Here is a 25555-nt window from a genome sequence, read left to right as displayed (position 1 = left end):
CTGTTGGCCGCTTAAAGTGCGAAGTTAACTGACTTAGTGCACCCAGCGTAGGCGTGAACTAATGGGGTGAAAGTCCTCTGTAGGAAGGTCACCGTTTAATGGGCGCCATTAAATGCTAACTACCAGCGATTGGCAACTGCAATACTGCGAGGTCTTGTGGGGAGGAAAAACTACGAGCTGTCTAACAACCTCCTGTAAGGCTTAGTCTGGAGGTGAGGTAGACAAGGAGCCGAAACTGGGTGATCTAACGGGTAGAATCAATGATGCAGTTGTGTAACGAAAGTCCGCGTTCCTATCTGGGAAGATCTGTTCAACTTGCCGCTATGAAGTTGTCAGCGTGGCCGGTGACTCAGAAGTAGCGCATTGCCATGATACTTAGCTCAAATGAAGAGCTGCTAGACACTATCGTTGGGTAGAGATTCATTATGAATAGGGAGCCACCCATTGAGGACCTGCACGATGGGTGGCGTGGGGACCGGTAGCTAGAAACTACCGGCTACCCGATTTATGCTGTTAACTATCTTACAGCAACTTTACATTGTTGGCGCACGGTCCTTTTTGCCCTTGCCCCACAACATATTCTACTTTTTGCCCTTCATCCAGAGATTTGAAACCACTCATTTGAATTTCAGAATGGTGAACAAATAGATCTTTGCTTCCATCATCTGGAGTAATAAAACCAAAACCTTTGTCACCATTGAACCACTTTACTGTACCTGTACTCATACTAAATATGACTCTTCTTGGGTGATTGCTATTACCTATTTTCGTTATCACCATCACAAAAAAGGTTTCTTAACCATATTTACACATACGCCCAGCACATGGGAGGCCGAAACAGAGCGAAGCGGCGTGTAGGCCGTCCTGCCCATTTTTTTGCTGGGCTTACGTGCTGCTGCTTGGTGCTCCCCGTATGGGTGGGAACTAACGGTGCCCATTAGATGCTAACTGCTATTGAATGGCAACTACAATACCGCGAGGCCTTGTGGGGAGGAAGCCGCTAGTAAAACTACGAGCTGACGAACAGAAACATCTTATAAGGCTTAGTCCGTAGGCGAGGTGGATAAGGATGCCGAAGCTGGGTGATCTAACGGGTAGAGTCAATGATGCAGTTGTGTAGTGAAAGCTTAAGTTCTTATCTGGGGAGATCTGTTTAGCTGGCTGCTGTGAAGCTGTCAGTATAGCTGCTGAGTCATAAGTAGGCCTAAGCCGCTAACCACCGTCGTGGGGATAGAAAAAAGTGGTGGGACATGGCGACGCCTCGGTCACTAATGGTCGAGGTGATTAAAAAGAAGTCAGCCGACGGCATAGTAACCTAATGCCAGGATTAATACCTTGGGCAGGGTGAAGGCTTAAATCTAAATCCATGAGTTAAATGGCAGAGCTAACCTACCGACATGTTTCCAGTCGAATAAAGTTGAGGTAGCGCACTTCAATGATACTCAACTGAAATGAAGAGCTGATCGAGACCATCGTTGGCTCGTACGGATAGGGAGTCGCCCTTTACAGGCTCGCACGATTGGTGGTGTGGGGCCGGTAGCTAGAAGCTACCGGCTATCCGATTTAAGTTTTGGCTAGTTTTGAACATAGAACCTCGACCACACCAGCTGCATTAAAGTTTAATTTATAGTGAATCCAATTTTCACCTTCCCAGGCTTCACCCAGCTTAAGATGTTCTTTTACCCACTCAGAATCATGTACGGTGTGACAAGAATCAAAGCGCTCAGACTCAGAAATCTCGTATTCTGCATTTTGAAATTTAAACCCTAGCGTATTCTCGCACTTGATAGTGATGTGGTTTTTTTGCCAATCATTAAATTCCAATAGGAGGTCAGTACCATCAAACTTGAAGGTGATATCTTCGGCGTCTGCAACAGAAAAACCTAGATCTATGATTTCAATACTCTGACTCATAACTTCTTTGGAAACTTAACGCCTTGCCAAGCGGCGGCCCCGTAGGGTCGTCGCGTTTGGGAAACTTTTTATGTATTGTATTATCTGCATTGTAGGCACAATTTCAATTTTTATTGAAATCAATGTTTACCCTTAATCTTGGTAACTATCTCATTAATTAATTCAGCAGGTAATAACGATTTAGATAAGTACTGCTGCCCCCCAGATTTAGCCACCAACATAAGCCCTAAATCGGTTTCAATAATACGCTCGATATCTGCCCACGACAGAGCTGTTATCGTATAAGGATTCTGTGTCTGGATTCCATCCTTATCTATGGTTAATTTCACTTCACTACCGGCACTTTTCCCAAGCATCTGTCGTGCTAACCACCAAGCTCGTCGATATCGAATGTGAATCAGTTCCAGCACACCTAATGCAATTAACGTACAACTTGCGATCTTAGGTTGCTCAGTAAATAACAGTAATCCCACACCAGAAGATAATAATAATGTAGGAAAAAGATAATTGGGCTTGACATTTTTCCCATAGTGTAGAGACTGATCATAGCATTCGGCAAGGTAATCTCTAGATAAGGTAAATTGAGTATTAAAAGGCTGCATAAAAACAACTTATTGTGTCTGGTAAATTTGTCGTAGCGCTACAGTGAGTGCCAGGGTGATTCTTTAAGCTAATGTCAATTACGCCACATCTATCAATAAGCTCTCGACTTAGCCCCACATAACACCTTTAGCAACGGCAAATTACGGAATCGAAGGCCTAGTAATTTGTCCGCTTTCTTAAATTTGGCACACCCAGCATGGGCGTGGACTAATGGAGTGAAAGTCCCGCGTAGGAAGATCACCATTTAATGGGCGCCATTAAATGCTAAGTAGTAGTGAATGGCAACTGCAATACCGCGAGGTCTTGTGAGGAGGAGGCCGCTAGCAAAGACGAACAGATATGTCTTATATGATTTGGCCTAGAGGCGAGGTGGTCAAGGGCATCGAAGTCGGGTGATCATCCGGATAGAGTCAATGGTGCAGTTGTGTAGTGAAAGTTCTCGTTCTTATCTGGGGAGATCTGTTTAGCATGCTACTGTGAAGCTGTCAGGGTGGCCGCTGACTCAGAAGTAGCATACTGCCATGACACTCAGCTCAAATGAAGAACTGCTCGACACTATCGTTGGATAGAGATTTATTACGGATAGGGAACCGCCCATTACGGACTCGTATGGAGTGTGATGTGGGGGCCGGTAGTTAGATACTACCGGCCCCCGGATTTAAATGTTTTACTGAATACAACCACTTTCCGCATTTATTGCATATTCGAGCAGTCTACTATTTTTAACTCTTGCATCCTTTATAAATTTTTTCACTATTTTGGGGGCATCTTTGTAGTAAAGCTCTAGATGACCCAATCCATGAAGACCACTTTCGATACATGCAAGGTTATCTAGCGATAAAGCATATTCCATGACCTCAGCAACAGCTGAATATAGAGCATCTGAATCAGGAAGTTCCTCACAATAGCTAAGGGGGGTTGTATCCCAAAGAATATAGCAAAAATTATTGAGTGGATTTCCTACCTCAGAAAGGTGTCCGAGAGAATCTCGGCACCGAAAATTTAAACACTTTGAATACAAGTGCTTTAACGAGTGTATAGCTTGTAGTCGCTTTTCTAAAGAAGATGGACCATCTCTTAAATAGAAAGATAGATCGGAGAAGGTATTGTTAAAAATGTACTCTAATCCTAACGCTAATTGCCAGTCGCTGTACTGTGCTAAATCACTGTCATAATTATCAAACATGCGAATAATATAAGAAACCAATGACTCTCCGGAGATGTCAGGTTCATCCAAATCAATATCCCATCTCCACTCACCAAGAGATTCATTCCTGTTGAATAGGAACTCTAAGAATTCATTGTAAGTCGACTCACTCATATCATTTAACGTTCGTATTTGCAGCGGGTGAAGCGTAGCGTAAGCTGTCCGACCGCGATAGCGGCGAACCAAATGTACCCAGCATGGGCGTGGACTATTGGGGTGAGAGTCCCCTGTAGGGAGATCACCTTTTAATGGGCTCCATTAAAAGCTAACTACTAGCGAATGGCAACTGCAATACCGTGAGGTTTTGTGGGAAGGAGTCCACTAGTAATGCTACGAGCTGACGGACAGATACATCCTATAAGGCTTAGCCTGGAGGTGAGATGGCGAAGGGCACCGAAGCCATGTGATCTAACGAGTAGAGTCAAGGATGCAGCTGTGTAGTGAAAGTTCACGTTCTTATCTGGGGGGATTTGTTTAGCTTGCTGCTGTGAAGCTGTCAGCGTGGTAGCTGACTTATAAATAGGCCCAACTCGTTAGACACCATCGCGGGAAAGAAAAAAGTGATGGAACACAGCAGCACCTCGATCAGCAATGATCTAGGTGATTAAACAGAAGTCAACCGATGGCATAGTAACCAAATTCCAAGGCAAATACCTTGGACAGGGTAAAGACCTGAACCTAAATCCACGAGTTAAAAGACAGGGCTAGCCTGCCGATAGGTTTCCAGTCGGACAAAGTTGAGGTTGCACGCTGCGACGACACTCAACTCAAATGAAGAACTGCTCGGCTCTATCGTTGGGTAGAGATTCATTGCGAATAGGGAAACGCCCATTGCGGACCCGCACGATGGGTGATGTGGGGGCCGGTAGTTAGAAACTACCGGCAACCCGATTTACACTTTTTATCACTTAAGCTAGTTAAGTTCATATATTGCGGTAATTCTTTGGCCCACTTTAATATATTCCGGTACCGCCATAACTAAGTCCATACCGTAAGAATCTGCGGCCATATCCAATGCATATTCTTGGGGGTTGTACTCTAAGGAAAATATAGCGTACGCCTGACCAAAGTTTTCCTCCGTAGTTATACCGTATACACTTTTCAAATTTCTAGATTGGGCTTGGGCAAGAGCATTAGCTTTTTTCCGAGCTTTTGCACTAAGCTCAGTTATCATTTTCTCCTTGTACTCTTCTTCTTTAGACGTCTCAAAGAATGCATCTATATTTTGAATACCATCTAGCCGGATCAGTTCATTCATAAGGCTGGGATATTTATCGAGGTTCGTTAATCTCAAATTGAATCCTTGCTGTACCTCATAACCCAAAATTTCCAAATTATAAGTTCCGTCTTTTCTAGCTCGCTTTGTGTTTTTGTCAATTTGGGTTGACTCTAAACTTGAAATGAGTATTCCATGCTTTTTAAGAGCCTCCAACATCAGCGCTGAGGATTTTGTTAATTGCTCCATAGCTCTATTAGAGGTTTGTTCATAAGCCAATATACTAAAGCGTACTTTTGCTACATCGGGCTTTACCTTTTGCTCAAGTTTCTCCGTGACAATAACGAACGGAAAGTTAGGTACTGGATTTGCAGTAACTGCAGGGCTGTCCCATATAAATCGGTGTAAAAACGAACAAAATAGACCTAGAATAGCTATCTTTTTTGATAAATAGAGTGTTTTTCAGACAAAATGGATAGCGTTAGCCTTTTACATCACTTTGACGACATGGAAGATCCTCGAGTTGATCGGCACAAGCTGCACGCCCTGCCCGATATTTTACTTATCATGTTTTGCGGTGTTATTTGTGGTGCTGAAAGCTGTAGAGATTTTGTCGATTTCGCAGAATCTAAAATAGATTACCTAAAACGATTCACCCCGCTAAATAGCGGAATACCCTCAAAAAACACTTTTAGCCGTGTTATTTCAAGCTTAGACCCCGAACAATTTAAGCGCTGCTTTCTGCAGTGGGTCCAAGGTATTCAGCAAGAACTCGGTAACGTGATTGCGATCGATGGCAAGACGCTAAGGCGCAGCTTCGATCAGGCCAGTAAACGATCTCCTATACATATGGTGAGTGCTTTTGCGTCCGAGGCGCGACTTGTCCTTGCTCAGCAAAAAGTAGAAGAAAAGTCGAATGAGATTACGGCCATACCGAAGTTACTGGAGGTTCTTGATCTTAATGGTGCGATTATTACGCTTGACGCCATGGGCTGCCAGAAAACGATCACCCAGAAAATTATCGAACGAGGCGGCGATTATGTGATTGCTGTGAAGGGCAATCAGGACAAACTGCACCAGCAAATTACCACGCATTTTAATAATTTGTTCGATATGCAGTACCACAAGCATGTCGATACTGATTGTGTGGAAGAGGTGAGCCGAGGCCGAATAGAATCCAGAAAATGTCTCTCTACTAACAGTATTGATTGGCTCGGAGGTGAAGAGCAATGGCACGGTCTAAGAAGTGTTATCGCAGTCCAGGCGAAGCGAACTGTAGATGGGCGAACTAGTTGCGAAACGCGCTACTATATCAGTAGTTTAGAGCCGTGCTCAGCAGAACTCAATCATATTATTCGCTCTCACTGGGGTGTTGAAAACTCGTTACACTGGATTTTAGATGTGGTTTTTCGTGAGGATGATAGTCGCTTCAGATCAGGAAATGCACCAGAAAACATGGCGATCTTGAGGCATTCGGCACTCAATCAGTTGCAAGCGGCAAAGCCCAGATTTAAAAAAGACATGAGCATTAAAAGGCTTCGAAAAAAGGCTGGCTGGGATAATGAAACCTTGGGCAAGATAATTACAGCCACCATTTAGACTGATTTATATGGGACAGCCCTGGCAGTAACTGCTAGTGACATAGTAAGTGATAAAGCCAAAACAATAAATTTCACGCACGATTCCTTTTTGAGTTTTAACGCCTCAATCACCCGCAGCTGAAACATAGCGAAGCGGAGTATAAGCTGTCGGGCGCCGAAGGCGCGCAGTTAATTGACCTGGTACGCCCAGTATGGGCGTGAACTAATGGGGTGAAAGTCCTCTGTAGGAAGATCACCGTTTAATGGGTTCCATTAAATGCTAACTACTAGTGAATGACAACTGCAATACAGCGAAATCTTTTGGGGAGGAAACTTCTAGCCAAACTACGAGCTGAAGAACTGAAACATCTTATAAGAATTAGTCTGTAGGTGAGGTGGCCAAGGACAGGAAGCCCTGTGATCAAGCGGGTAGAGTCAATGATGCAGTTGTGTAGTGAAAGTTCACGTTCTTATCTGGGGAGATCTGTTTAACTTGCTGCCATGACACTCAACTCAAATAAAGCGCTGCTCGACTCTAGCGTTGGGTAGAGATCCATTGCGGACCTGCACGATGGGGGGGCGGTAGCTAGAAACTGGCGGCTACCTGAGTCAGACATATTTTCCACGTATTTTGATGTTTCTAAGTGTTACTTCCGCCTTCTCAACCACAAACTTGCTTTTATCAGTAAGCATCTTTTTAATTGCATCTATTTCTTCATCCCCAACAAAATCCATAGCGATAAATGAACTTAGGACATTACACCTTACAAATTCATTCTCATCCTCTAACTTGCTAATTAGAATTTTGTTTATCCTAGGATCTGACGGAGATATTTTTGAAAGAGCCATTACGGCCGATTGACGAACCGCCAGGTAAGGGTGATTACAAAGCTCAATTATTCTCTCGGTCGCTTGATTGGATCTAGAGCATAATGCTCCTAAAGCTCCTATTACCCAAAACAGTATTTTTTCATTCTCTGTTTCTAGTGCTGAGGTTAGAGCAACTACGTCTACTTCAGAATCAGTGTTTAGACCGCCGAGAGCAAGCGTAGCTTCCTTCTTTTGCTTTTGGTTACCGCGTGTTAACCAATAAATCCACTGCTCTGTTTGATTCATAATAAATGCCTAATAACTGCCAGCACAGGCTGAAGCATGCAGGTCCAGCCCCTGTAGTTGGTGATGGTGCCTTGCCTTGCCTTGGTACGCCCGGTATGGGCGCTAGTGGGGTGAAAGTCCCCTGTAGGAAAATCACCGTTTAATGGGCGCCATTAAATGCTAACTACTAGCGAATGGCAACTGCAATACCGTGAGGTTTTGTGGGGAGGAAGCAGCTAGCAAAACTACGAGCTGACGAACAGGAATATTCTATAAGGCTTAGCCTGGAGGCGAGGTGGCCAAGGGCACCGAAGCCGGGTGATCTAGCGGGTAGAGTCAATGGTGCAGCTGTGTAGTGAAAGTTCACGTTCTTATCTAGGGAGATCTGTTTAGCTTGCTGCTATGAAGCTGTCAGCGTGGCCGCTGACTCATAAGTAGGCCCACCACTATCGTGGGGGAGACAAAATGGTGGGACACAGCAGCGCCCCGGTCAGCAATGATCCAGGTGATTAAACAGAAGTCAGCCGACGGCATAGTAGCCTAATGCCAAGATGAATACCTTGGACATGGTGAAGGCCTAGACTTGAATCCACGGGTTATAAGGCAGGGCTAGCCTGCCGATATGTTTCCATTCGGATAAAGTTGAGATAGCGCACTGCGATGACACTCAACTCAAGACCTGCTCGACACTATCGTTGGGTAGAGGTTCATTACGGATAGGGAGCTGCCCATTGCGGACTCGCACGAAGGGTGGTGTGGGGGCCGGTTGCTAGAAACTACCGGCTGCCCGATTCAGACATGTATTTGTAATTTACCAGCGCGTTTAGCTTCCCAATAGCCATCTCTTACCGATTTCTGTATATCCTTCCCAAGTGATGCATACCTGAGAATTAAGCCATCACAAACCCATACTCCGGCATATGGTATTAATGCAGTTTCAATTAAAATATAGTCTTCAACAATTTCTTCCAATGGTGAAGTAAGCGCATGGACTTGGTAATACATATTGTTTGAGGTACTTAGCATTACGTACCCCTTCTGATACCTTTTCAAATATACAAACTTATCAAATACGGCCTTCTCTATAGAGGCTATAAATTCATTCCCAACTAGTTTAGAAAATGAATTCTTGTTAAGGCGGAAATCAGAGTATATTTTCTCTCTGAGCTCAGCATACTCACTTGCTCCGTTCGCATTTTCTCCATTATTCAAAAACGCCATTATGGATTTATATTTTTCTAAGAAATCTTCAGCTATATACTTTTCTACAAACATCTCTTAATACTCAAAATGCCTAACGTCACCAACACGGGCCAAAATGAAGCAGCGATGCTGCGGGATGTAGGTCCAGCCAGCTTTGCTGCCGTTCGCGCTTGGCTTTGGTACGCCCAGCATGGGCATGAATTAATGGGGTGAAAGTCCCCTGTAGGAAGATCACTGTTTAATGGGTTCTATTAAATGCTAACTACTAGCGAATGGCAACTGCAATACCGCAAAGTCTTGTGGGGAGGAAGACGCTAGCAAAGCTACGAGCTGACGAACGGGAACATCCTATAAGGCTTAGCCTGGAAGCGAGGTGGCCAAGGACACCGAGCCAGGTGATCTAACGAGTAGAGTCAATGAGGTAGCTGTGTAGTGAAAGTTCATGATCTTATAGGGGAGATCTGTTTAGATTACTACTGTGAAGCTGTCAGCGTGGTCGCTGACTCATAAGTAGGCCTAACCTGCTAGTCACCAGCTTAGGGATAGATCAAAAAATGGTGGAATCCAGCAGCGTTCTCGGGTAGAAATTTATTGCGAATAGGTGGGCCAGCAGGATGGGTGGTATGGGGCCGGTAGCTAGAAACTACCGGCTACTCAATTTATGCCAAGTTATTTCTTGGTAGCCTTTACCCACGATTCGTCACTATTATGAATAAATAGCATACCATAAATTGAATTTTCTGATTTGATTTTGAACCATCCCCTTCCGCTAACCGGGTCATGCTCAGATGATCCCTCCCATGAAAAATCCACTTTAGTTGGGTGTTTTTCGTTGTCATAACGGCAGTCAATAAAACCATTTACTGTGCCAAACACAAACTGTCCTTGACCACCTTTCTCGAAATTGAAATAACCAGGTTCAACAAGATCAATATATTCTTGATCCCATTGTTCCATTTCAATAATCGCCCATTTACCAATAAAATTATTCATATTGGGGATCCTTTTTTTAACGCATAACGCCCCGCACAAGAGTAAACAAATAAGCGCAGCGTTTTGGCTGTCCTAGCGACCAAAGGGAGCGATTGCTGCGGTTTAGTACGCCCAGCGTGGGCGTGAACTAATGAGGTGAAAGTCCCCTGTAGGAAGATCATCGTTTAATGGGTTCCATTAAATGCTAACTATTAGCGAATGGCAACTACAACACAGCGAGGTCTTTTGGGGAGGAAGCCGCTAGCAAACGAGCTGACGAACAGAAACATCCTATAAGGCTTAGACTTGAGACTAGGTGTCCAAGGATACCGAAGCCATGTGATCTAACGGGCAGAGTCAATGATGCAGTTGTGTAGTAAAAGTTCACGTTCCTATCTGGGGGATCTGTTTAGCTTGCTGCTGTGAAGCTGTCAGTGTATCCGCTGACTCATAAGTTGGCCCAACCCGCTATCCACCATCACGGGGATAGAAAAAATGGTGGAACACAGCAGTGGCTCGGTCAGTAATGGCCGAGGTGATTAAGCAGAAGTCAGCCGACGGCATAGTAGTCTAATGAAGATCTGCTCGACACTATCGTTGGTGAGAGATTCATTATCGATAGGGAATCGTCCATTGCGGACCCGTACGATGGTGGTGGGGGCCGGTAGCTAGAAGCTACCGGCTATCCGGTTTAAGATATTTCTCTGACAATTTAAAGCTAGTAACCAGAATATAGTCTTTTAGGTAGACTGCCTGCCCATTTACTATGTGTGGGGCGAAAATACTCCCACTTACATTATATTTTGCCGCTTTAATGAAATCTTTGTTGGGACTGTAATCAACAACCCTGATGTTATTGGGTGCACCAGTTTCATCTATATCCACTTTAAGAATAACCCATCCTTCTTGACCTGCTTCAAGCATACTTTTGGGATATTTTCTCGGGGGGGCATTAACTGGGCTTCCTAATGTCACTTCATTTTTGAATGAAGGGAGATTTTTCACAGGTAGCACTTCGATAGTGGTGCATCCTGTAAAAAATAAGATAAGTATCGAAGTGATAATTCTGATCTTCATATGCTTATTAACGCTATGTTCAGCGACACGATGGTGAGTGACTTGAATGACGTTGCAATGTAATGAAAGCATAATTCAAAGCGTGCAGTATCGTGTCCGATCCCAACATTGTGGTACGCCCAGCATGGGCGTGAGCTAATGGGGTGAAAGTCCCATGTAGGAGGATCACCATTTAATGGGTTCCATTAAATGCTAACTACTAGCGAATGGCAACTGCAACACCGTGAGATCTTGTGGGGAGGATCAGAAGTCGCTAGCAAACTACGAACTGACGAACAGAAACATCCTACAAGGCTTAGCTTGGTGGCGAGGTGGCGAGGTGGCGAGGTGGCTAAGGGCACCTAAGCCGAGTGATCTAGCGGCTAGAGTCAATCATGTAGCTGGGCATGATTCATGGGTGTCCTATTTGTGGCACTACAAGCCAGAATAACTTTGGTAAACCTCATGATCTTTGTAGCCTCCTTGCTCGTTTAAGTTGATATATATTTGAATGGTGCAGTCATAGAGTAGCCAAAGAAATATAGATTCAAATTTACAGTCAGCCTCATTTTCTCGTACGATGGCTTGATACCTAAAATAATGCTTGTCATAAGAGTGCGCAATGTTGGTTGAAGCTAAGTATTCTTCAATTACTTGCTGACTGTCGCCTTGCGAAAGATTTGCAGAAATACTCTTCTGTATTTTTTCGACTGTATTGAGGCTATTACCCCAAGCAGGATTACCAATTATTGCTAGTACTAATATGATAGCTACCTTCATTGCTCTTCCTTGAACGCCGAGTGCCATTTTTACCCGGTAGGCAAAGCACAGCTTTGACTGCCGGAACGTGTGAAATGCCTTGTTATACCTTTTCTAGTTTTAGGTAATGCCGACGAAACCAAAATTTAGGCTCCCTCTGAAAAATGGCCTCCCAAGAGAAAGACCTGAAGCCAAGTTCGCAAATACGTAGCCGCCAGCGCTCATTACTATCAAAGATGCCGAACTCCAAGAGGTCTTCACCTTCGACTGTGAGCTCTTCAATAAATCCGAATCTATCTGGTGTTGAAACACGATCTATGATGCTGCCATTTTTACCAAGCAGGCTATACCAATAACTTACACCATCGTAATAATCATAATTAGAAATCAGCAGAGTAAGATCACCATATGAATATTCATGGCGCAGTTCATCTCCCGGCAACACTAATTTACGTGTACCATCGGAAACCACAATAGAGTATTCTCCATCGGGTTGTTCTTTCCCATTTGCAGGGCTGTAACTGTAAGATTTCTTCAAGACCCTACCTAGCATAACGCCCATAGCTATGAGCAGTTTGTAGTGAGGAACGATCGGATAACTGGCCCGCCAGCCTGCGCATGGTGCGCCCAGCATGGGCGTGAGCTAATGGGGTAAAATCCCCTGTAGGAAGATCACCACTTAATGACTGCATTAAATGCCAACTACCAGAGAATGGCAACTGCAACATCGTGAGGTTTGTGGGACGGTGTTAATCCTGGACACCCACCAAATAGAAAGTATAAACCGCCATCCCTATTGACAAAAGATTGAAATCCCACAAAATGCTGTATGTTTATACAGATAAATGCGCGTGCAGCCGATGACTCTACCGCGAAGCACCCAGATATCTCTTGATGCAACACCGTACTATCACTGTGTCTCCCGCTGTGTACGGCGTGCATTTCTCTGTGGCAGAGATACTGAATCCGGAAAAGATTACGAGCATCGGCGCGAATGGATTGAAAGCCGTATGCATAAGTTAGCCGAGGTGTTTGCGCTAGATATTGCCGCCTATGCAGTAATGAGTAATCACTACCATATAGTGCTCTATATCGACACAAAATCGGCTAACAAGTGGTCTCTTACAGAGGTAATTACTCGCTGGCAAAAGCTATTCAAGGCTTCCAGCTTATCTCAGCGCTATCTTCAGGGCGATACTCTCGATCACGCTGAGGAAGACAGGCTAAAAGAGGTCGTTTCCCTATGGCGGGAGCGTCTAATGGATATCAGCTGGTTTATGCGCTGTTTAAACGAATCTATCGCCCGCCAGGCCAATGCTGAAGACAACTGTACCGGCCGTTTTTGGGAAGGCCGGTTTAAGTCTCAGGCTTTACTGGATGAAAGAGCACTCGCCGCCTGTATGGCCTATGTAGACCTTAACCCCATCCGTGCCAATATTGCCAAGACACCTGAAGAGTCTGATTACACTTCGATTCAACAGCGTATTCGTGCGGCAGTCTCAGGTAAGCAGCCCAAAAATCTCCTTCCGTTTGTCGGCGGTGAGCGTTTGAATATGCCGAAAGGGCTACCTTTCCAGCTGGATCACTATTTGGAGCTAGTGGACTGGAGCGGCCGGCATTTAGACCCCAGAAAACGAGGTTGTATTGCCGAAAACACGCCGCCTATTCTGGAGCGGCTCGGTATTTCACCCAAGTACTGGCTCTATCTCAGCCGGAATTTTGAAAGCCGCCTTAAAGGCTTGGTGGGGTCTGCAGAGGCGGTACAACAAGCTTGTACGCAACTCAATAAACGCTGGGTACACGGTATAAGCGACTGTCGGCGCCTCCTCTCAGCTACACCCTGCTAATCTACCCCGTCCTCAAGTACTCAACAGCACGATTACCGCCCTTTGATCGAAAAACAGCGATCCCAATAGCCTGAAGACCAATTCCAAGTATTTAATCTCCTTTACCTGTAAACCAAAGAGAAAGAGCCGCCAGAGAGGGAGGTAGTTTTATTGCCGGCACCACCTCCCAGTCTTTGGCTGTCCTAGATCTTCTTTCTAACGTCGCCAACACAAACCGAAATGGAGCAGCGAAGCTGCGGAGTGTAGGTCCAGCCAGATTTTTCGGTGATCGTACTTGGCATGGTTATAACTTACCTGACACATACTTTGAACCTAGGTAAAAAAACACTGCACTAAATAATAATGGGACAAATAAACTTAACCAATAATACCCGCCCAACACTACAGACAGAATACCCTCCATTTGAACAGCACCCAGCCTGACGGTAATCAAAGCCAACAACGCTAATGCCGACACCAATGATACTTTAAGCTGAGAGGACGACAAATTTGCCAAGCCTATAAAGATACCAAACAACGCCCCTTTAATAGCAAAACTTGTAGAATCCATAGGCCAGCATCCATATTCTGATTGTTCGCAGGGATGATGAAACATCACATGCGAAGAGCCATAAATCATGTTTCCTACGAAAAAAGCTAACCAAGGAAACAAAATTACAAACAAGTACTTTATGTAGGTCACAGAGCCCTCATGAGTTATAAAGCTACCGAATGTAGGTCCAGCCAGCTTTGCTGGCTATCGTGCTTCGCCTTAGTACCCCCTGCATGAGCGTGGGCTAATGGAGTAAAGCCCCCTGTAGGAGGATCACCATTTAGCTTATTTGCCACAATTTAGAACAAAAAGTCGATGTACTTTCATTCGGCATGATCCATTTTCCGATTCTAATGAAAGATGACAAAAGTGCGATTTATATGTCTGACAGTCTTTTTTCTCCAAATAACAACTAGAAACCAATTCTGTTTCTGCTTGGATAATTTCGTCTTTATTTGCAATCCAAATATTTGTATCTCTAAGTACTGGCGATAAATTTTTACTAAATATGGGAGACCCTGATTCCATACTATCCGGAAAAAATCCGTGTTTTTCTTTATAAGTTAGAACCTGAGCCTTCAATTGAACCAGAGCTTCCATTTTCTGCTCTGATTCGACATTAGAGCACCGCATATCCTCAGTAGCACTCGTTTCAACTCCCAGCGCTAGAAGAATGGATAATAACAATACTTTGTTCATAGAGAAGCTAACGCCAAGTTTTACAGTCCAGCGGAGGCGTAGCTACAGCTAGTAACAACGCCTTGGTACGCCCAGCATGGGCGTGGACTAGTGGGGTGAAAGTCCCCTATAGGAAGACCACCGTTTAATGGGGTACATTAAATTCTAACTACTAGCGAATGGCAACTGCAATACCGTGAGGTCTTGGGGGAGGAAACGGCTAGTAAAGCTATGAGCTGACGGACCGAAACATCCTATAAGGTCAAGCCTTGAGGCGAGGTGGCAAAGGACACCGAGGCCGGGTGATCTAACGAGTAGAGTCAATGATGCAGCTGTGTAGTGAAAGTTCACATTCTTATCTGGGGAGATCTGTTTAGCTTACTGCTGTGAAGTTGTTGGCGTGGCCGCTGACTTAAAAGTAGGCCCAGCCCGCTAGCCACCATCGTAGGGTAGACAAAAATGGTGGGACACAGCAGAGTCTCGGTTAGTAATGGCCAAGAAGATTAAGCAGAAGTCAGCCGACGGCATAGTAGCCAAATGCCTAGATTAATACCTTGGATAGGGTGAAGGCCTGAACCCAAACTCGATGAGTTCAAAGACAGGGCTAGCTTACCGATATGTTTCCAGTTGGATAAAGTTGAGGTGGCGCACTGCCATGACACTCAACTCAAATGAAGAACTGCTCGGCTCTATCGTTGGGTGGAGATTCATTGCGGATAGGGAGCCGCCCATTGCGCACTCGCACGATGGGTTGTGTGGGGGCCGGTAGCTAGAAACTACCGGTTACCCGATTTATATGATTACTCGCAGTAACTTAAGAACTCATCAAGTTGTACTTCATCAAACTCTGGAGCCCCTTGCTTGACTTGCTCTGGAATCATGGAGCTCCACTGTTTCGCTTTTTGTGATACTCGCTCAATGAAGTCTTCATCTTCTTGTACAATCTCGTCTGCATTCTCTAAGGGTAAAGAAAATGCCACTTTTGTACCTTTTTCATCTAATGCGTAGTATTCGTAGCTACACTCATCGTAGCAATTACAACTAGCGTAGACTTCGATACCTTTACCTTGTTTTAGAAGAGCATTAGCAATGTAACTCCATTCACAGCAGGCCTGTCCATATGTTGCGATTAGATAGTCGCCTATTAACTCCGACTTATCGAATCTATAGCTCTCGCGCTTGTATGTTTTTGACTCTACACCAGAGTACGAAAAAAGCTCTTTTAGGACCTCTGTTAAGTCCTCCCCATTTAGCTCTACAAGCTTTACCAAAAGCTCCTTAGGTGCTTTTAATACAAACTTTCCGGCTTCTTCAGACAAAACAATTCCTATTATTAAAATTGATTAATTATAAACCTCAGCAAACATTTCGATACCTTTAAGCAAGCTACTAAACTCTGAATTTAGGTCATCTTCTGTTTGGCTATCCATTTCTGCTTTCACATTATTAAGAGCCCCGGCTAAGCTTTCATTATTAAGCCTTTCTGAGCTCATTTCGATGGTCTCACCATCAATTTTATAATGAAATCCATTTCTCATAAAAATGGAGCCTAGTTCTATTTGTTTTTTTAGAGTATTTTTTGCCTCTGCTAGCTTCTCTTTTAACTCCTCGTAGTTGCCATGAGAGCGATAATACTCAGCTCTTTCTTCAAAAGTCTTAACTGTTATGAATATTCTTAAGGTCGGGGTTGCAACCCTTAACTCCTGCTTTAGTACATCGCGTACTGAAATATCTTTTCCAACCTCTAAGAGTGCTTCACCCCAATCAGCAAGAATCTCCCTTACAAGTTGATCCTTTCTATCAATATCTTTCTTATCCATGATGATTCCTCGTATTCATATAACGCCCGCCAGCACAGGCCGGAGCTTTGAAGCAGCGGCGGTCCAGCCCAGAAGGGGCGATTGTGCCTGGCCTTGGTACGCCCAGCATGGGCGTGAACTAATGGGGTGAAAGTCCTCTGTAGGAAGATCACCATTTAATGGATTCTATTAAATGCTAACTACTGGCGAATGGCAACTTCAACACTGGGAGGTCTTGTGGGGAGGGGGCCGCTAGCAAAATACGAGCTGATGAACAGAAACACCCTAGAAGGCTTAGCTTGGAGGCGAGGTGGCCAAGGTCACCGAGGCTGGGTGATCTAACGGGTAGAGTCAATGATGCAGTTGTGTAGTGATAGTTCACGTTCTTATCTGGGGAGACCTATTTAGCTTGCTGCTGTGAGGCTGCCAGCATGGCCGTTGACTCATAAGTAGGCCCAGCCCGCTAGTCACCGTCGCGGGGATAGATAAAAAAGTGGTGGGACATAGCAGTGCCTCGGTCAGTAATGACGAGGGTGGTTAAACAGAAGTCAGCCGGTGGTGTAGAAGCCTAATACCAAGATTAATACCTTGGACATGGTGAAGGCCTGAAGCCAAAATCCACAAGTGAAACGACAGGGCTAGCTTACCGATATGTTTCCAATCGGATATAAAGTTGAGGTAGAGCACTGCTATGACATTAAACTCAAATGAAGAGCTGCTCGACACTATCGTTGGGTAGAAACTCATTACGGATAGGGAGCCGCCCATTTCGGACTTATACGATGGGTGATGTGGGGGGCGGTAGCTACTACCGGCTACGTGATTTACCGCTGGACAACTTTCCCAACATAACGATACTTTCCGCTAGCTCCTAATCTTTTCTCATTTATTTTAGCTTCCTCTCGGCTTTCAGTAACTGTAAATTTCAAACGGCAACATTCATTAAGGAATGAACACCTACCGACTTCTGTTTTTAAATTATAGCCCCTGTCTGCATAATCATTTGTTATTTTCGAATCGAAGAATAGATGCTTTGCCAATATTGATTGTTTTGATTCTATATCTTTGGAAAGAAAGATTTTTGGACATGATTCATCTGCCCGATGTACAATTTTTAGTGCGCTCTGTTTTGAGCGAGCATGCTGCATCAGTCTTTTCTTAAGGTTTTTAGCGATCCCCACCTTTAACAGAGTGCCTTTAGTTGTGTATATTTCATAATACCCCGGATCAGTTGGCACCTCTTCGTTAATTTGATCAAAGCGGATTTCCATTAATTCTCCGTTTAAGCTGGATAAATGTTCGCAACACACGCGGGTATAGCGCGAGGCGGAGGTTTTGACGTCGGGTGCCTTTACTTGCTACGCCCAGCATTGGCGTGGACTAATGGGATGAAAGCCCTCTGTAGGAAGATCACCATTTAATGGATTCCATTAAATGCTAACTACTGGCGAATGGCAACTGCAATACTGAGAGGTCTTGTGGGGGGGAGCGGCTAGCAAAACTACGCGCTGGAAAATAGAAACATCCTATAAGGCTTAGCCTGGAGGCGAGGTGGCCAGGGACAGCGAAGCCGGGTGGTCTAGCGGCTAGAGTCAATGATTCAGTTGTGTATTGAGAGTTCACGTTCTTATCTGGGGAGATCTGTTTAGCTTGCTGCTGTGAAGCTGTCAGCGTGGTCGCTGATTCAGAAGTAGCGCACTGCCATGACACTCAACTCAAGTGAAGCGCTGCTCGACACTATCGTTGGGCAGAGATTACGGATAGGAACCGCCCATTGCAGATCTGCACAATGGCGGGTGTGGGGGCCGGTGGCTAGAAACCACCGGCTACCCGATTTATATGACTGTAAGCGTCATTTGGTAAAATCTATCATCTTCGTTTTCTATGACAAACCCTAGGCGACCATAAAGTCTATATGCTGGACTACGTTTAAATACTCGTAGATCAATGAACCCTAGATTTTTTTGCCTTGCAAGCTCGGTTACTTTAGAGATAACTAAAGCGCCTAACCCTTTGTTTTGTTGATTAGATACAACTTGAATATCTCGTAGTTGACAGCGATTGTTTTCAAATGAGAGTCTAACAATCCCAAAAACTCCATCATCATTCACTACATCATAATTCTCAAGATTTTCAATTGCACTGCGTACATCTGATAAAGTCCAGTCTACGCCATACATGTCATAGTACTCCTGCATGTTGGCAAGAGTAAGTTTTGCAGATTTATCCAAGTCTTTGGTTTTAATAAATTGTATCATTGGTCAAGTCATAACGTCTCAAACACCGGGCGTCGCGACAGTGGCGTCCGAATGATTTGACTTGTTGGAAGTGAAGTGGTCAGCAATTTGAGCTTCCACTTCTTTTCTACAAATCTCAATTACTTTATCGCCCACCTCGTCATTGAATGAAGATTTAAATATGCATTGAATAAAAACGCCTTTTTCACCAGAACTAAAAGACACATTTTTGGAACGAAGACCTAAAAGATTACTTAAATCTTGATCTTGGAGCTCTACAACTTCTTTTTGAATTTGATGATGTAAATTGCCATTCCAGACAAGGTTTGCTATGACAGGGGCGGCCTTGAGGTTCTCCTCATGATTCTGGCCTCCCTCAACTTGAATAGTATAATTCTTTGAAGTGGATACTTCGCAAGCACCAAGAAAAAGAATGGTTATTAATAAAATGGCCCTCATTTGAAACTCCTTACCTCTAACGCCTAAAGCACCTGTGGCAAAACCAGAGCGAAGCAGCGGTTTTGACATCGGGTGCCTTTACTTGATGAGCCCAACATGGGCGTGAACTAATGGGGTGAAAGTTTCCTGTAGGAAGATCACCATTTAATGGGCTTCATTAAATGCTAACTATTAGCGAATAGCAACTGCAATACCACGAGGCTTTTTGGGGAGAAAGCAGCTAGTAAAGCTATGAGCTGACGGACAGAAACATAATATAAGGCTTAGACTGGAAGCGAGATGTCTAAGGACATCGAAGCCGGGTGGTCTAACGGGTAGAGTCAATGATGCAGTTGTGTAGTGAAAGTTCATGTTCTTATCTGGGGAGATCTGTTTAGCTTGCTGCTGCGAAGCTGTCAGCGTGGCCGCTGACTCATAAGTAGGCCCAGACCACTAGCCACCATCGCAGGGATAGAAAAAAGTGGTGGGGCACGGCAGCGCCCCGGCCAGTAATGACCAAGGTGATTAAACAGAAGTCAGCTGACGGCATAGTAGCCTAATGCCAAGACTAATACCTTGGACAGGGTGAAGGCCTGAACCTAAATCCACGAGTTAAAAGACAGGGCTAGCGTACCGATATGTTTCCAGTCGGATAAAGTTGAGGTGGCGCACTGCCATGACACTCAACTCAAATGAAGAGCTGTTCGACCCTATTGCTAGGGAGAGATTCATAGCGGAAAGGGAACCGCCTATTGCGGACCCACATGATGGGTGATGTGGGGGCCGGTAGCTAGAAACTACCGGCTACCCGATTTATACGCATGTATCATTTTGCTAATACCAAAATTAAGACTACAAAACCTAAACCAACTACCATGACAGCTGCTAAGCCTGAATCTATGGACTTTGCAGTTTCTATTAGTTTGATGACTTGCTCTATCATTTGTCACCTACCACTTTTAATTTTGGCTTACCGCGCATAGTTGGCCTAGTTTTATCCTCTTTTCTACGCTTATCACGTTGAGTGATCATGTCTTTTGAATAGGGCAGTAATACCTCTATGAGAGGTGACAACCGGTATATATTGGTTTTGCTGCCAGTTTTACTTTCCCGCCGCTCAATCCGCTCGATAAACTCCGCTTTTTCCATTTCTTGGATACGCTTCTGTATTGTTCTTGGCGTAACGCCTATACAGTCAGCGATCGTTTGTTTTGCTGGGAACGGGTGATTTCCAGGCTCCCACCAATAGCGAGCTATTTGCAGGATGATATTCAAATCCATTGGAGTGAGTCCCAATGTGGATTGATGTACTAGCAATGCATTTGGGATCAGCGTCCACCCCGCATCTATATTTTCTTTGCCCCACTTTTGCTCGTTAGCTTTAAGCGTTGGCGGTTTTTCTTTTGTGCCCATAAAAAGTCCTCCTATTCAGCATGCCTCTAGTATCTATAGATTCATGGCAATGGCCAAGTATAAGGGGGAGAAATTTTGTTCTAGGGGGCTATTTGTAATATTGGTGTGTGTTACTGTGAGTATGTGTTAATGGTTGTACTTATTTGGGAGAAGCTTGTATCTCCCACCTGGGAGAAAAACATATCTACCGGAGGGAGATTGAAATTTCTCCCGGTCTAGATACTTGGATAGCCTAAACGGCTTTAGTACGCGCCCAATGCCGGAGCCTGGATTTGTGCGATTGTCTTTTCTTCACGAGCTCCAGCGGAGTGTGTTGGAACGCTGCGGCAAAACTACGCCGAGCATGGGTGTGGACTAATGGGGTGAATGTCCCCCCTTTAGCAAGATCACCGCTGAATGGATTCTAACTATTAGCGAATGGCAACTGCAGGACCGCGAGGTCTTGTGGGGAGGAAGCCGCTGGCAAAACTACGAGCTGGCGAACAGAAACATCCTATAAGGCTTAGTCTGGAGGCGAGGTGGCCAAGGACACCGAAGCTGGATGATCTAGCGGGTAGAGTCAATGATGCAGTTGTGTGGTGAAAGTTCACGCTCTTAACTGGGGAGATCTGTTTAGCTTGCTGCTGTGAAGTTGTCGGTGTGGCCGCTGACTCATAAGTTGGCTCAAGCCGTTAGCCACTATCGCGAGGATAAAAAAAGTGGCGGAACACAGCAGCGCCTCGGTCAGCAATGGCCGAGGTGATTAAACCGAAGTCAGCCGATGGCATAGTAGCCTAATGCCAAGATTAATGCCTTGGATACGATGAAGGCCTGAACCTAAATCCACGAGCTAAACGACAGAGCTAGCCTACCGATATGTTTCCAGTCGGATAAAACTGAGGTAGCGCACTGCCATGACATTCACCTCAAATGAATAGCTACTCGACACTATAGTGGGTTATAGATTCATTACGAATAGGGAGCCGCTCATTGCGGACTTGCACTATGGGTGGTGTGGGGGCCGGTAGCTAGAAGCTACCGCCACACGATTTAGGTGGATTCATTGCTTTGTTGCCCGGTATGCGGGAAGGTCGCTGTACTACCATCTGCAAATTTCAGTAACCCGTTCCAGCTTAACCCAATAAAAACAGGCTTTCCTTTTTTTCGCGATATAACGATGGCGCCTGGGTGGTATAGGTGCTTTAAGCCATCCTCTGAAAAATGTGGTAAAAGACCTGGAATAGCACCCTGTTCTAGCCTTTGGGCTAAATCATCATGGAACGATGCAAATAACGGCATCCCATGAACGCTTACATATGCCCCGGCCAATATTACTTCATGGGGGGTAGGTAAGTGGATAGGGATACAACTTACGCCGCCAGATGGCCGATGATTTGGATCTATGCCATCTACACTGTACAGGCCGTAACCGTTTGGAATATCGCGCATACCAAATATTGCCTCTACTATTTCAGGTGATGGAAGCCATTTTTCAGAGCCAGCCCAGCCCGCAGCCGCCATGTTAATTACAGTTTTCAATAGCCACCGCTCTAGTAGCTCACCTTCTATATAAAGGTTTTCCTCAAATTCTTTTTCATTTGATTGTGCTTGAAATGAAGCAATCTTCCCGGCAACGTTGTCAAGTGGACTCAAGATTGAATTGTGGTGACGGCACAAGATATTTGATTTTTCTGCACCATAAGTCGGAGCGCCGCCCCGAATTCTCTTAACTCCATCAACGATAATTGGGCAAGAACAACCTGCTTTAAAAATGGCATTACTGAAAATATGCTCGCCAGACATAGTGTCACAATCACCGAGGGAATTAGCCCAACATCTACTCATATGTTTCTCAATTTCAGAGTTTTTACGCGACCTAAATAAGGTGTACCACCTAACGCCCGTATTAAGGCTGGCTTGGAGCATAGCGGAAATTCAGTCCGTCAACATGCGCTTGGTACGCCCAGCATAGGCGTGGACTAGTAGGGTGAAAGTCCAATGTAGGAGGATCACCATTTAATGGATACCATTAAATGCTAACTATTGGCGAATGGCAACTGCAACACTGCGAAGTCTTGTGGGGAGGAAGTCGCTTGCAAAACTACGAGCTGACAAATAGAAACATCCTATAAGGCTTAGCCTGGAGGCGAGGTAGCCAAGGACAGCGAAGCCGAGTGATCTAATGGGTAGAGTCAATGATACAGCTGTGTAGCGAAAGTTCACGTTCTTATCTGGGGAGATCTGTCTAGCTAGCTGCTGTGAAGCTGTCAGTGTGGCTGCTGACTCATAAGTAGGCCTAACCTACTAGCCATCATTGCGGGGATAGATAAAAGTGGTGGAACACAGTTGTGTTTTGGTCAGTAATGATCAAGATGATTAAGCAGAACTCAGCCGACGGCATAGTAGCCTAATGCCTAGGTTAATACCTTGGACATGGTGGAGGCCTGAACCTAAATCCATGACTTAAGAGACAGGACTAGCTTACCGATATGTTCCCAGTCGGATATAAAATTGAGGTGGCGCACTGCCATGACACTCAGCTCAAATGAAAAGCTGCTCAACACTATTGTTGGGTAGAGATTCATTACGGATAGGGAACCGCTCATTGCGGACTTGCACTATGGGGGGGGCGGTAGTTAGAAACTACCGCTAGGCACTTACGTCAATTGTGATTTTTCCTTTATTGAATTTTGTCGAACTCAAAGATATTTTACTTTCATTCGTATTAACAACATCCCTGGCTTTATCAATTTCTGAACCTTTCATATTCCAACCAAGAAAAACTCTTGAAATACATGTGACCGGTATATTCATAGTGTAAATTGTGTGATTTTCGAACTTCGATGAGCTACAACTAGCTAAAGGAAGTACTACACGAACTTCTTTTTCATACGACCAATCGCTAAATTTGTAAAAAAAGAGTGCTTCATGTGATCTTGGATCAAAGGTGACGCCATAAAATTCACGCTCGTACTTAACGTCTACGAGTTGATTTAGTATGCCGGTATCATCGCCAGTAAAAATACTATCTAAATTTTTAAATTCAACAACTAAGCCGTTCGCATTATTAGCATAGTGTGCCCACATGGGTAATGAATCAAACCGCTTGGAAACACAAAATATGCCAACTTTACTAGATATTTCGTTCGTTGTATTTTCTAGTAATGTTTCAAGCAGATCGACACGCTCGTAAAACGACGAACGTATCAGTTGTGTCGCTTGTTCTTTTGTTTTTGGCGTTGGAACGGCTTGCGACCCCGGTGACAACTTACTCAACAAGACTCCTTGCTGTTGCAAGCAATGAAGATCCTCATCAGAGTAGCCTCTCTCACGCAAACGATCGAGAGACGCCATAACATCCTCTCTTATTATGTTAGAGGTAAGCTCTGAAGGATCATTTAGCTCACTAATTGGTGTAAACTTTATTGATCCCTTGAGTAAATAGGGCAAAGCACGCCAATCAGAAATGTATTTATAGTACTTCATTAAAACGAACTCTTTGCCAAACGTCAAAAGTAAGCACATTCATGCGTCGCATTGCCTTTTTTGGTTTTGTTTTTAGTTGTACTCCGATATATAAATAGTATGCAGAGATTAGCTTCCATCTCTCTTCCACTTTCTCGGAGAATTGCTCTCTCCAATCAGGGCAAAGGCTTGTGGCATTCAGTCACAAACGAACACCGCAGAAGGCAAGTCCCTCTCAGCCGCCATTGTTATGCATTATTCTATCCGTTTGTATGTTTTTCCCTGAATAATATTTCTTATTTGCTCACTACTTTTACCGTTAATAATTTTTTTAATTTCTTCGATGGACCGTCCATCTAGTGCGGCCTCTCGAATTACACCAACCTGTTCGACAGTTAATCTACCAGCTCTTCCGCAAATAACTTTTGCAGCATAATCTGGATTATTCCAGTGTTCTGAAATAGCGAGATTAGGCAACCCTTTCCGAGGGTTTTCTCTTAGATATTTACTGATTATGTTATCTTTTTCAGCATCGGTTAGTATGGATTTGTTTTTCGATAGCAAATTATGCTTATGTAGGTAAGCGATACCCTCTCTTCCTCCGGGTATCATGTTTAGCCCATTGTTATGTGAAAAACTATATTTATTAACAAGATATTCCTCTGTTTCAAGAGCTTTCTCTTCTGAAAGCCCTGCCCCACACACAACATGATGATTACCTACCAGTATTTTTTCTACGAACTCTTTAGATTGGCCACGGGTACTTGATTCCCCATACAATTGAGTTAACCTACCTAGAATCCCTTCTCTCAGAGTTCTATGGAATAGCAAATTAGATTCGTTTTTTAATGAGCTAGACATATGCTCATTAAACCTTTTCATCCAGCCTCTTTTTGTAATTCCGTAATATACATAATTTACCCCATCCTCCATTTTCAGCACATGGAGGTAAACCATATGTGTTCCTTCAAGTTTAGGAAGACCTTTTAACACAAACCTTAAAGGGATTTCTACACGCTGAGGAATATCAAGAGAGAGGCTATTTAAATTGATGTGTAATGAAGGAGCTTTATCTAATATGTTGTTCTCTTTTACCACCGGAGCCATAACAAAAGGCCCTTTTTCCGGAGAGTGCATTTTATTTAGATTGACGATTATTTGGGGACCAACCTCTACGAAGGACTTGCTAAATCCATGCTTCTGATTGTGCGACACAATTCTAGAAGGAAGTTTGTTTATCTTATCTAACCCTACTAACGAATTATCTAAAACAGCCAAATCTCTTTTGTCTAGGGTAAGCCCCTGACATAGGTAACGAAACTTCCTTTCATCTAGGAATTTATATCTTTTCACGGAGCTTTCTTCTTAGGGTATAACGTCCAGCTCAACGGTGTAGCAAGCTGGCGGGATTTTTGTAACAAAAGCGTGACAAGTTGCGGAGTCAGATTGCAGCTGCTTGTTATGCACGCCGTTTCTCTGATGCGATTTTGATCATTTTTTGAATTGATATATTTAATTCTGAAATCTCTGAATTCCTAAACTCGCTAGAACCAGACCAATGA

General features: G+C 44.3%; 24 protein-coding genes. 2 read left to right on the top strand and 22 right to left on the bottom strand.

Translation table 11 applies throughout. The annotated features are described in order from the left end of the window. Positions 1-522 precede the first annotated feature (522 nt). The 5 genes from ACJJIS_RS16795 to ACJJIS_RS16775 all read right to left on the bottom strand — a co-directional run bounded on the left by ACJJIS_RS16795 (position 523) and on the right by ACJJIS_RS16775 (position 5282). Entirely contained in the window at positions 523-726 is a 204-nt protein-coding gene (locus ACJJIS_RS16795; protein WP_444919221.1) for a cold-shock protein, read from the bottom strand. An 837-nt stretch (positions 727-1563) separates the two neighbouring features. Further along, on the bottom strand, positions 1564-1914 hold the full coding sequence (locus tag ACJJIS_RS16790) for a hypothetical protein (protein WP_475708611.1): 351 nt from the start codon (positions 1912-1914) through the stop codon (positions 1564-1566). A gap of 119 nt (positions 1915-2033) precedes the next feature. Next, the gene (locus ACJJIS_RS16785) at positions 2034-2516 is read right to left on the bottom strand and encodes a YcxB family protein (RefSeq protein WP_475708610.1); all 483 of its coding nucleotides are present in this window, start codon (positions 2514-2516) and stop codon (positions 2034-2036) included. A 668-nt stretch (positions 2517-3184) separates the two neighbouring features. Next, positions 3185-3754: a hypothetical protein gene (locus ACJJIS_RS16780; protein WP_475708609.1), complete on the bottom strand. Its 570-nt coding sequence runs from the start codon at positions 3752-3754 to the stop codon at positions 3185-3187. Positions 3755-4637: 883 nt separating this feature from the next. Further along, positions 4638-5282, bottom strand: coding sequence for an SIMPL domain-containing protein (locus ACJJIS_RS16775; protein WP_475710365.1), 645 nt, complete (start codon positions 5280-5282; stop codon positions 4638-4640). Between the two features lie 129 nt (positions 5283-5411). Between ACJJIS_RS16775 and ACJJIS_RS16770 the strand changes: the two genes are divergently transcribed. Beyond that, a complete protein-coding gene (locus ACJJIS_RS16770; RefSeq protein WP_475708608.1) occupies positions 5412-6539 on the top strand; it encodes an ISAs1 family transposase in 1128 nt (375 codons plus the stop codon). A gap of 590 nt (positions 6540-7129) precedes the next feature. Here the strand turns inward: ACJJIS_RS16770 and ACJJIS_RS16765 are convergent. The 6 genes from ACJJIS_RS16765 to ACJJIS_RS16740 form a co-directional block, all read right to left on the bottom strand. Beyond that, positions 7130-7636, bottom strand: a complete 507-nt coding sequence (locus tag ACJJIS_RS16765) for a HEAT repeat domain-containing protein (protein WP_475102757.1) — start codon at positions 7634-7636, stop codon at positions 7130-7132. Between the two features lie 771 nt (positions 7637-8407). Next, complete coding sequence (locus ACJJIS_RS16760; protein ID WP_475708607.1) at positions 8408-8890, bottom strand: hypothetical protein; 483 nt, start codon at positions 8888-8890, stop codon at positions 8408-8410. Between the two features lie 597 nt (positions 8891-9487). Next, positions 9488-9811 (bottom strand): hypothetical protein, encoded by a 324-nt coding sequence (locus tag ACJJIS_RS16755; RefSeq protein WP_475708606.1) that lies wholly within the window; start codon positions 9809-9811, stop codon positions 9488-9490. Positions 9812-10465: 654 nt separating this feature from the next. Beyond that, positions 10466-10867: an energy transducer TonB gene (locus tag ACJJIS_RS16750; protein WP_444935085.1), complete on the bottom strand. Its 402-nt coding sequence runs from the start codon at positions 10865-10867 to the stop codon at positions 10466-10468. A 414-nt stretch (positions 10868-11281) separates the two neighbouring features. Then, a complete protein-coding gene (locus ACJJIS_RS16745) occupies positions 11282-11626 on the bottom strand; it encodes a hypothetical protein (RefSeq protein WP_444902079.1) in 345 nt (114 codons plus the stop codon). Between the two features lie 82 nt (positions 11627-11708). Then, positions 11709-12143, bottom strand: a complete 435-nt coding sequence (locus tag ACJJIS_RS16740; protein ID WP_475708605.1) for a hypothetical protein — start codon at positions 12141-12143, stop codon at positions 11709-11711. Between the two features lie 322 nt (positions 12144-12465). On the opposite strand from ACJJIS_RS16740, the gene ACJJIS_RS16735 reads away from it, so the two are divergent. Beyond that, the gene (locus tag ACJJIS_RS16735; RefSeq protein WP_475708604.1) at positions 12466-13452 is read left to right on the top strand and encodes a transposase; all 987 of its coding nucleotides are present in this window, start codon (positions 12466-12468) and stop codon (positions 13450-13452) included. Between the two features lie 283 nt (positions 13453-13735). Here the strand turns inward: ACJJIS_RS16735 and ACJJIS_RS16730 are convergent, their stop codons facing one another. The 11 genes from ACJJIS_RS16730 to ACJJIS_RS16680 form a co-directional block, all read right to left on the bottom strand. After that, the gene (locus ACJJIS_RS16730; RefSeq protein ID WP_475708603.1) at positions 13736-14134 is read right to left on the bottom strand and encodes a hypothetical protein; all 399 of its coding nucleotides are present in this window, start codon (positions 14132-14134) and stop codon (positions 13736-13738) included. Between the two features lie 135 nt (positions 14135-14269). Continuing rightward, positions 14270-14683, bottom strand: coding sequence for a hypothetical protein (locus tag ACJJIS_RS16725; protein ID WP_475708602.1), 414 nt, complete (start codon positions 14681-14683; stop codon positions 14270-14272). A gap of 779 nt (positions 14684-15462) precedes the next feature. Next, positions 15463-15981 (bottom strand): hypothetical protein, encoded by a 519-nt coding sequence (locus ACJJIS_RS16720; protein ID WP_444914533.1) that lies wholly within the window; start codon positions 15979-15981, stop codon positions 15463-15465. Positions 15982-16005: 24 nt separating this feature from the next. After that, positions 16006-16482, bottom strand: coding sequence for a hypothetical protein (locus ACJJIS_RS16715; protein WP_444914532.1), 477 nt, complete (start codon positions 16480-16482; stop codon positions 16006-16008). An 803-nt stretch (positions 16483-17285) separates the two neighbouring features. Continuing rightward, a complete protein-coding gene (locus ACJJIS_RS16710) occupies positions 17286-17732 on the bottom strand; it encodes a GIY-YIG nuclease family protein (RefSeq protein WP_475708601.1) in 447 nt (148 codons plus the stop codon). 564 nt (positions 17733-18296) lie between these two features. After that, the gene (locus ACJJIS_RS16705) at positions 18297-18719 is read right to left on the bottom strand and encodes a GNAT family N-acetyltransferase (RefSeq protein ID WP_444914530.1); all 423 of its coding nucleotides are present in this window, start codon (positions 18717-18719) and stop codon (positions 18297-18299) included. Between the two features lie 18 nt (positions 18720-18737). Continuing rightward, the gene (locus ACJJIS_RS16700) at positions 18738-19226 is read right to left on the bottom strand and encodes a hypothetical protein (protein WP_444956904.1); all 489 of its coding nucleotides are present in this window, start codon (positions 19224-19226) and stop codon (positions 18738-18740) included. Between the two features lie 849 nt (positions 19227-20075). Continuing rightward, entirely contained in the window at positions 20076-20549 is a 474-nt protein-coding gene (locus tag ACJJIS_RS16695; RefSeq protein ID WP_444914527.1) for a helix-turn-helix domain-containing protein, read from the bottom strand. A gap of 1029 nt (positions 20550-21578) precedes the next feature. Next, positions 21579-22331, bottom strand: a complete 753-nt coding sequence (locus ACJJIS_RS16690) for a hypothetical protein (protein ID WP_444914526.1) — start codon at positions 22329-22331, stop codon at positions 21579-21581. An 846-nt stretch (positions 22332-23177) separates the two neighbouring features. Beyond that, the gene (locus tag ACJJIS_RS16685) at positions 23178-24014 is read right to left on the bottom strand and encodes a DUF2971 domain-containing protein (protein ID WP_444914525.1); all 837 of its coding nucleotides are present in this window, start codon (positions 24012-24014) and stop codon (positions 23178-23180) included. A gap of 234 nt (positions 24015-24248) precedes the next feature. Then, the gene (locus tag ACJJIS_RS16680) at positions 24249-25346 is read right to left on the bottom strand and encodes a hypothetical protein (protein WP_444914524.1); all 1098 of its coding nucleotides are present in this window, start codon (positions 25344-25346) and stop codon (positions 24249-24251) included. Between the last annotated feature and the right edge of the window lie 209 nt (positions 25347-25555).

This window comes from Microbulbifer maximicatervae (SeqCode), from assembly GCF_056231245.1.
The sequence above is the reverse complement of the archived record's forward strand: the minus strand, read 5'-3'. Positions and strand labels throughout refer to the sequence as shown.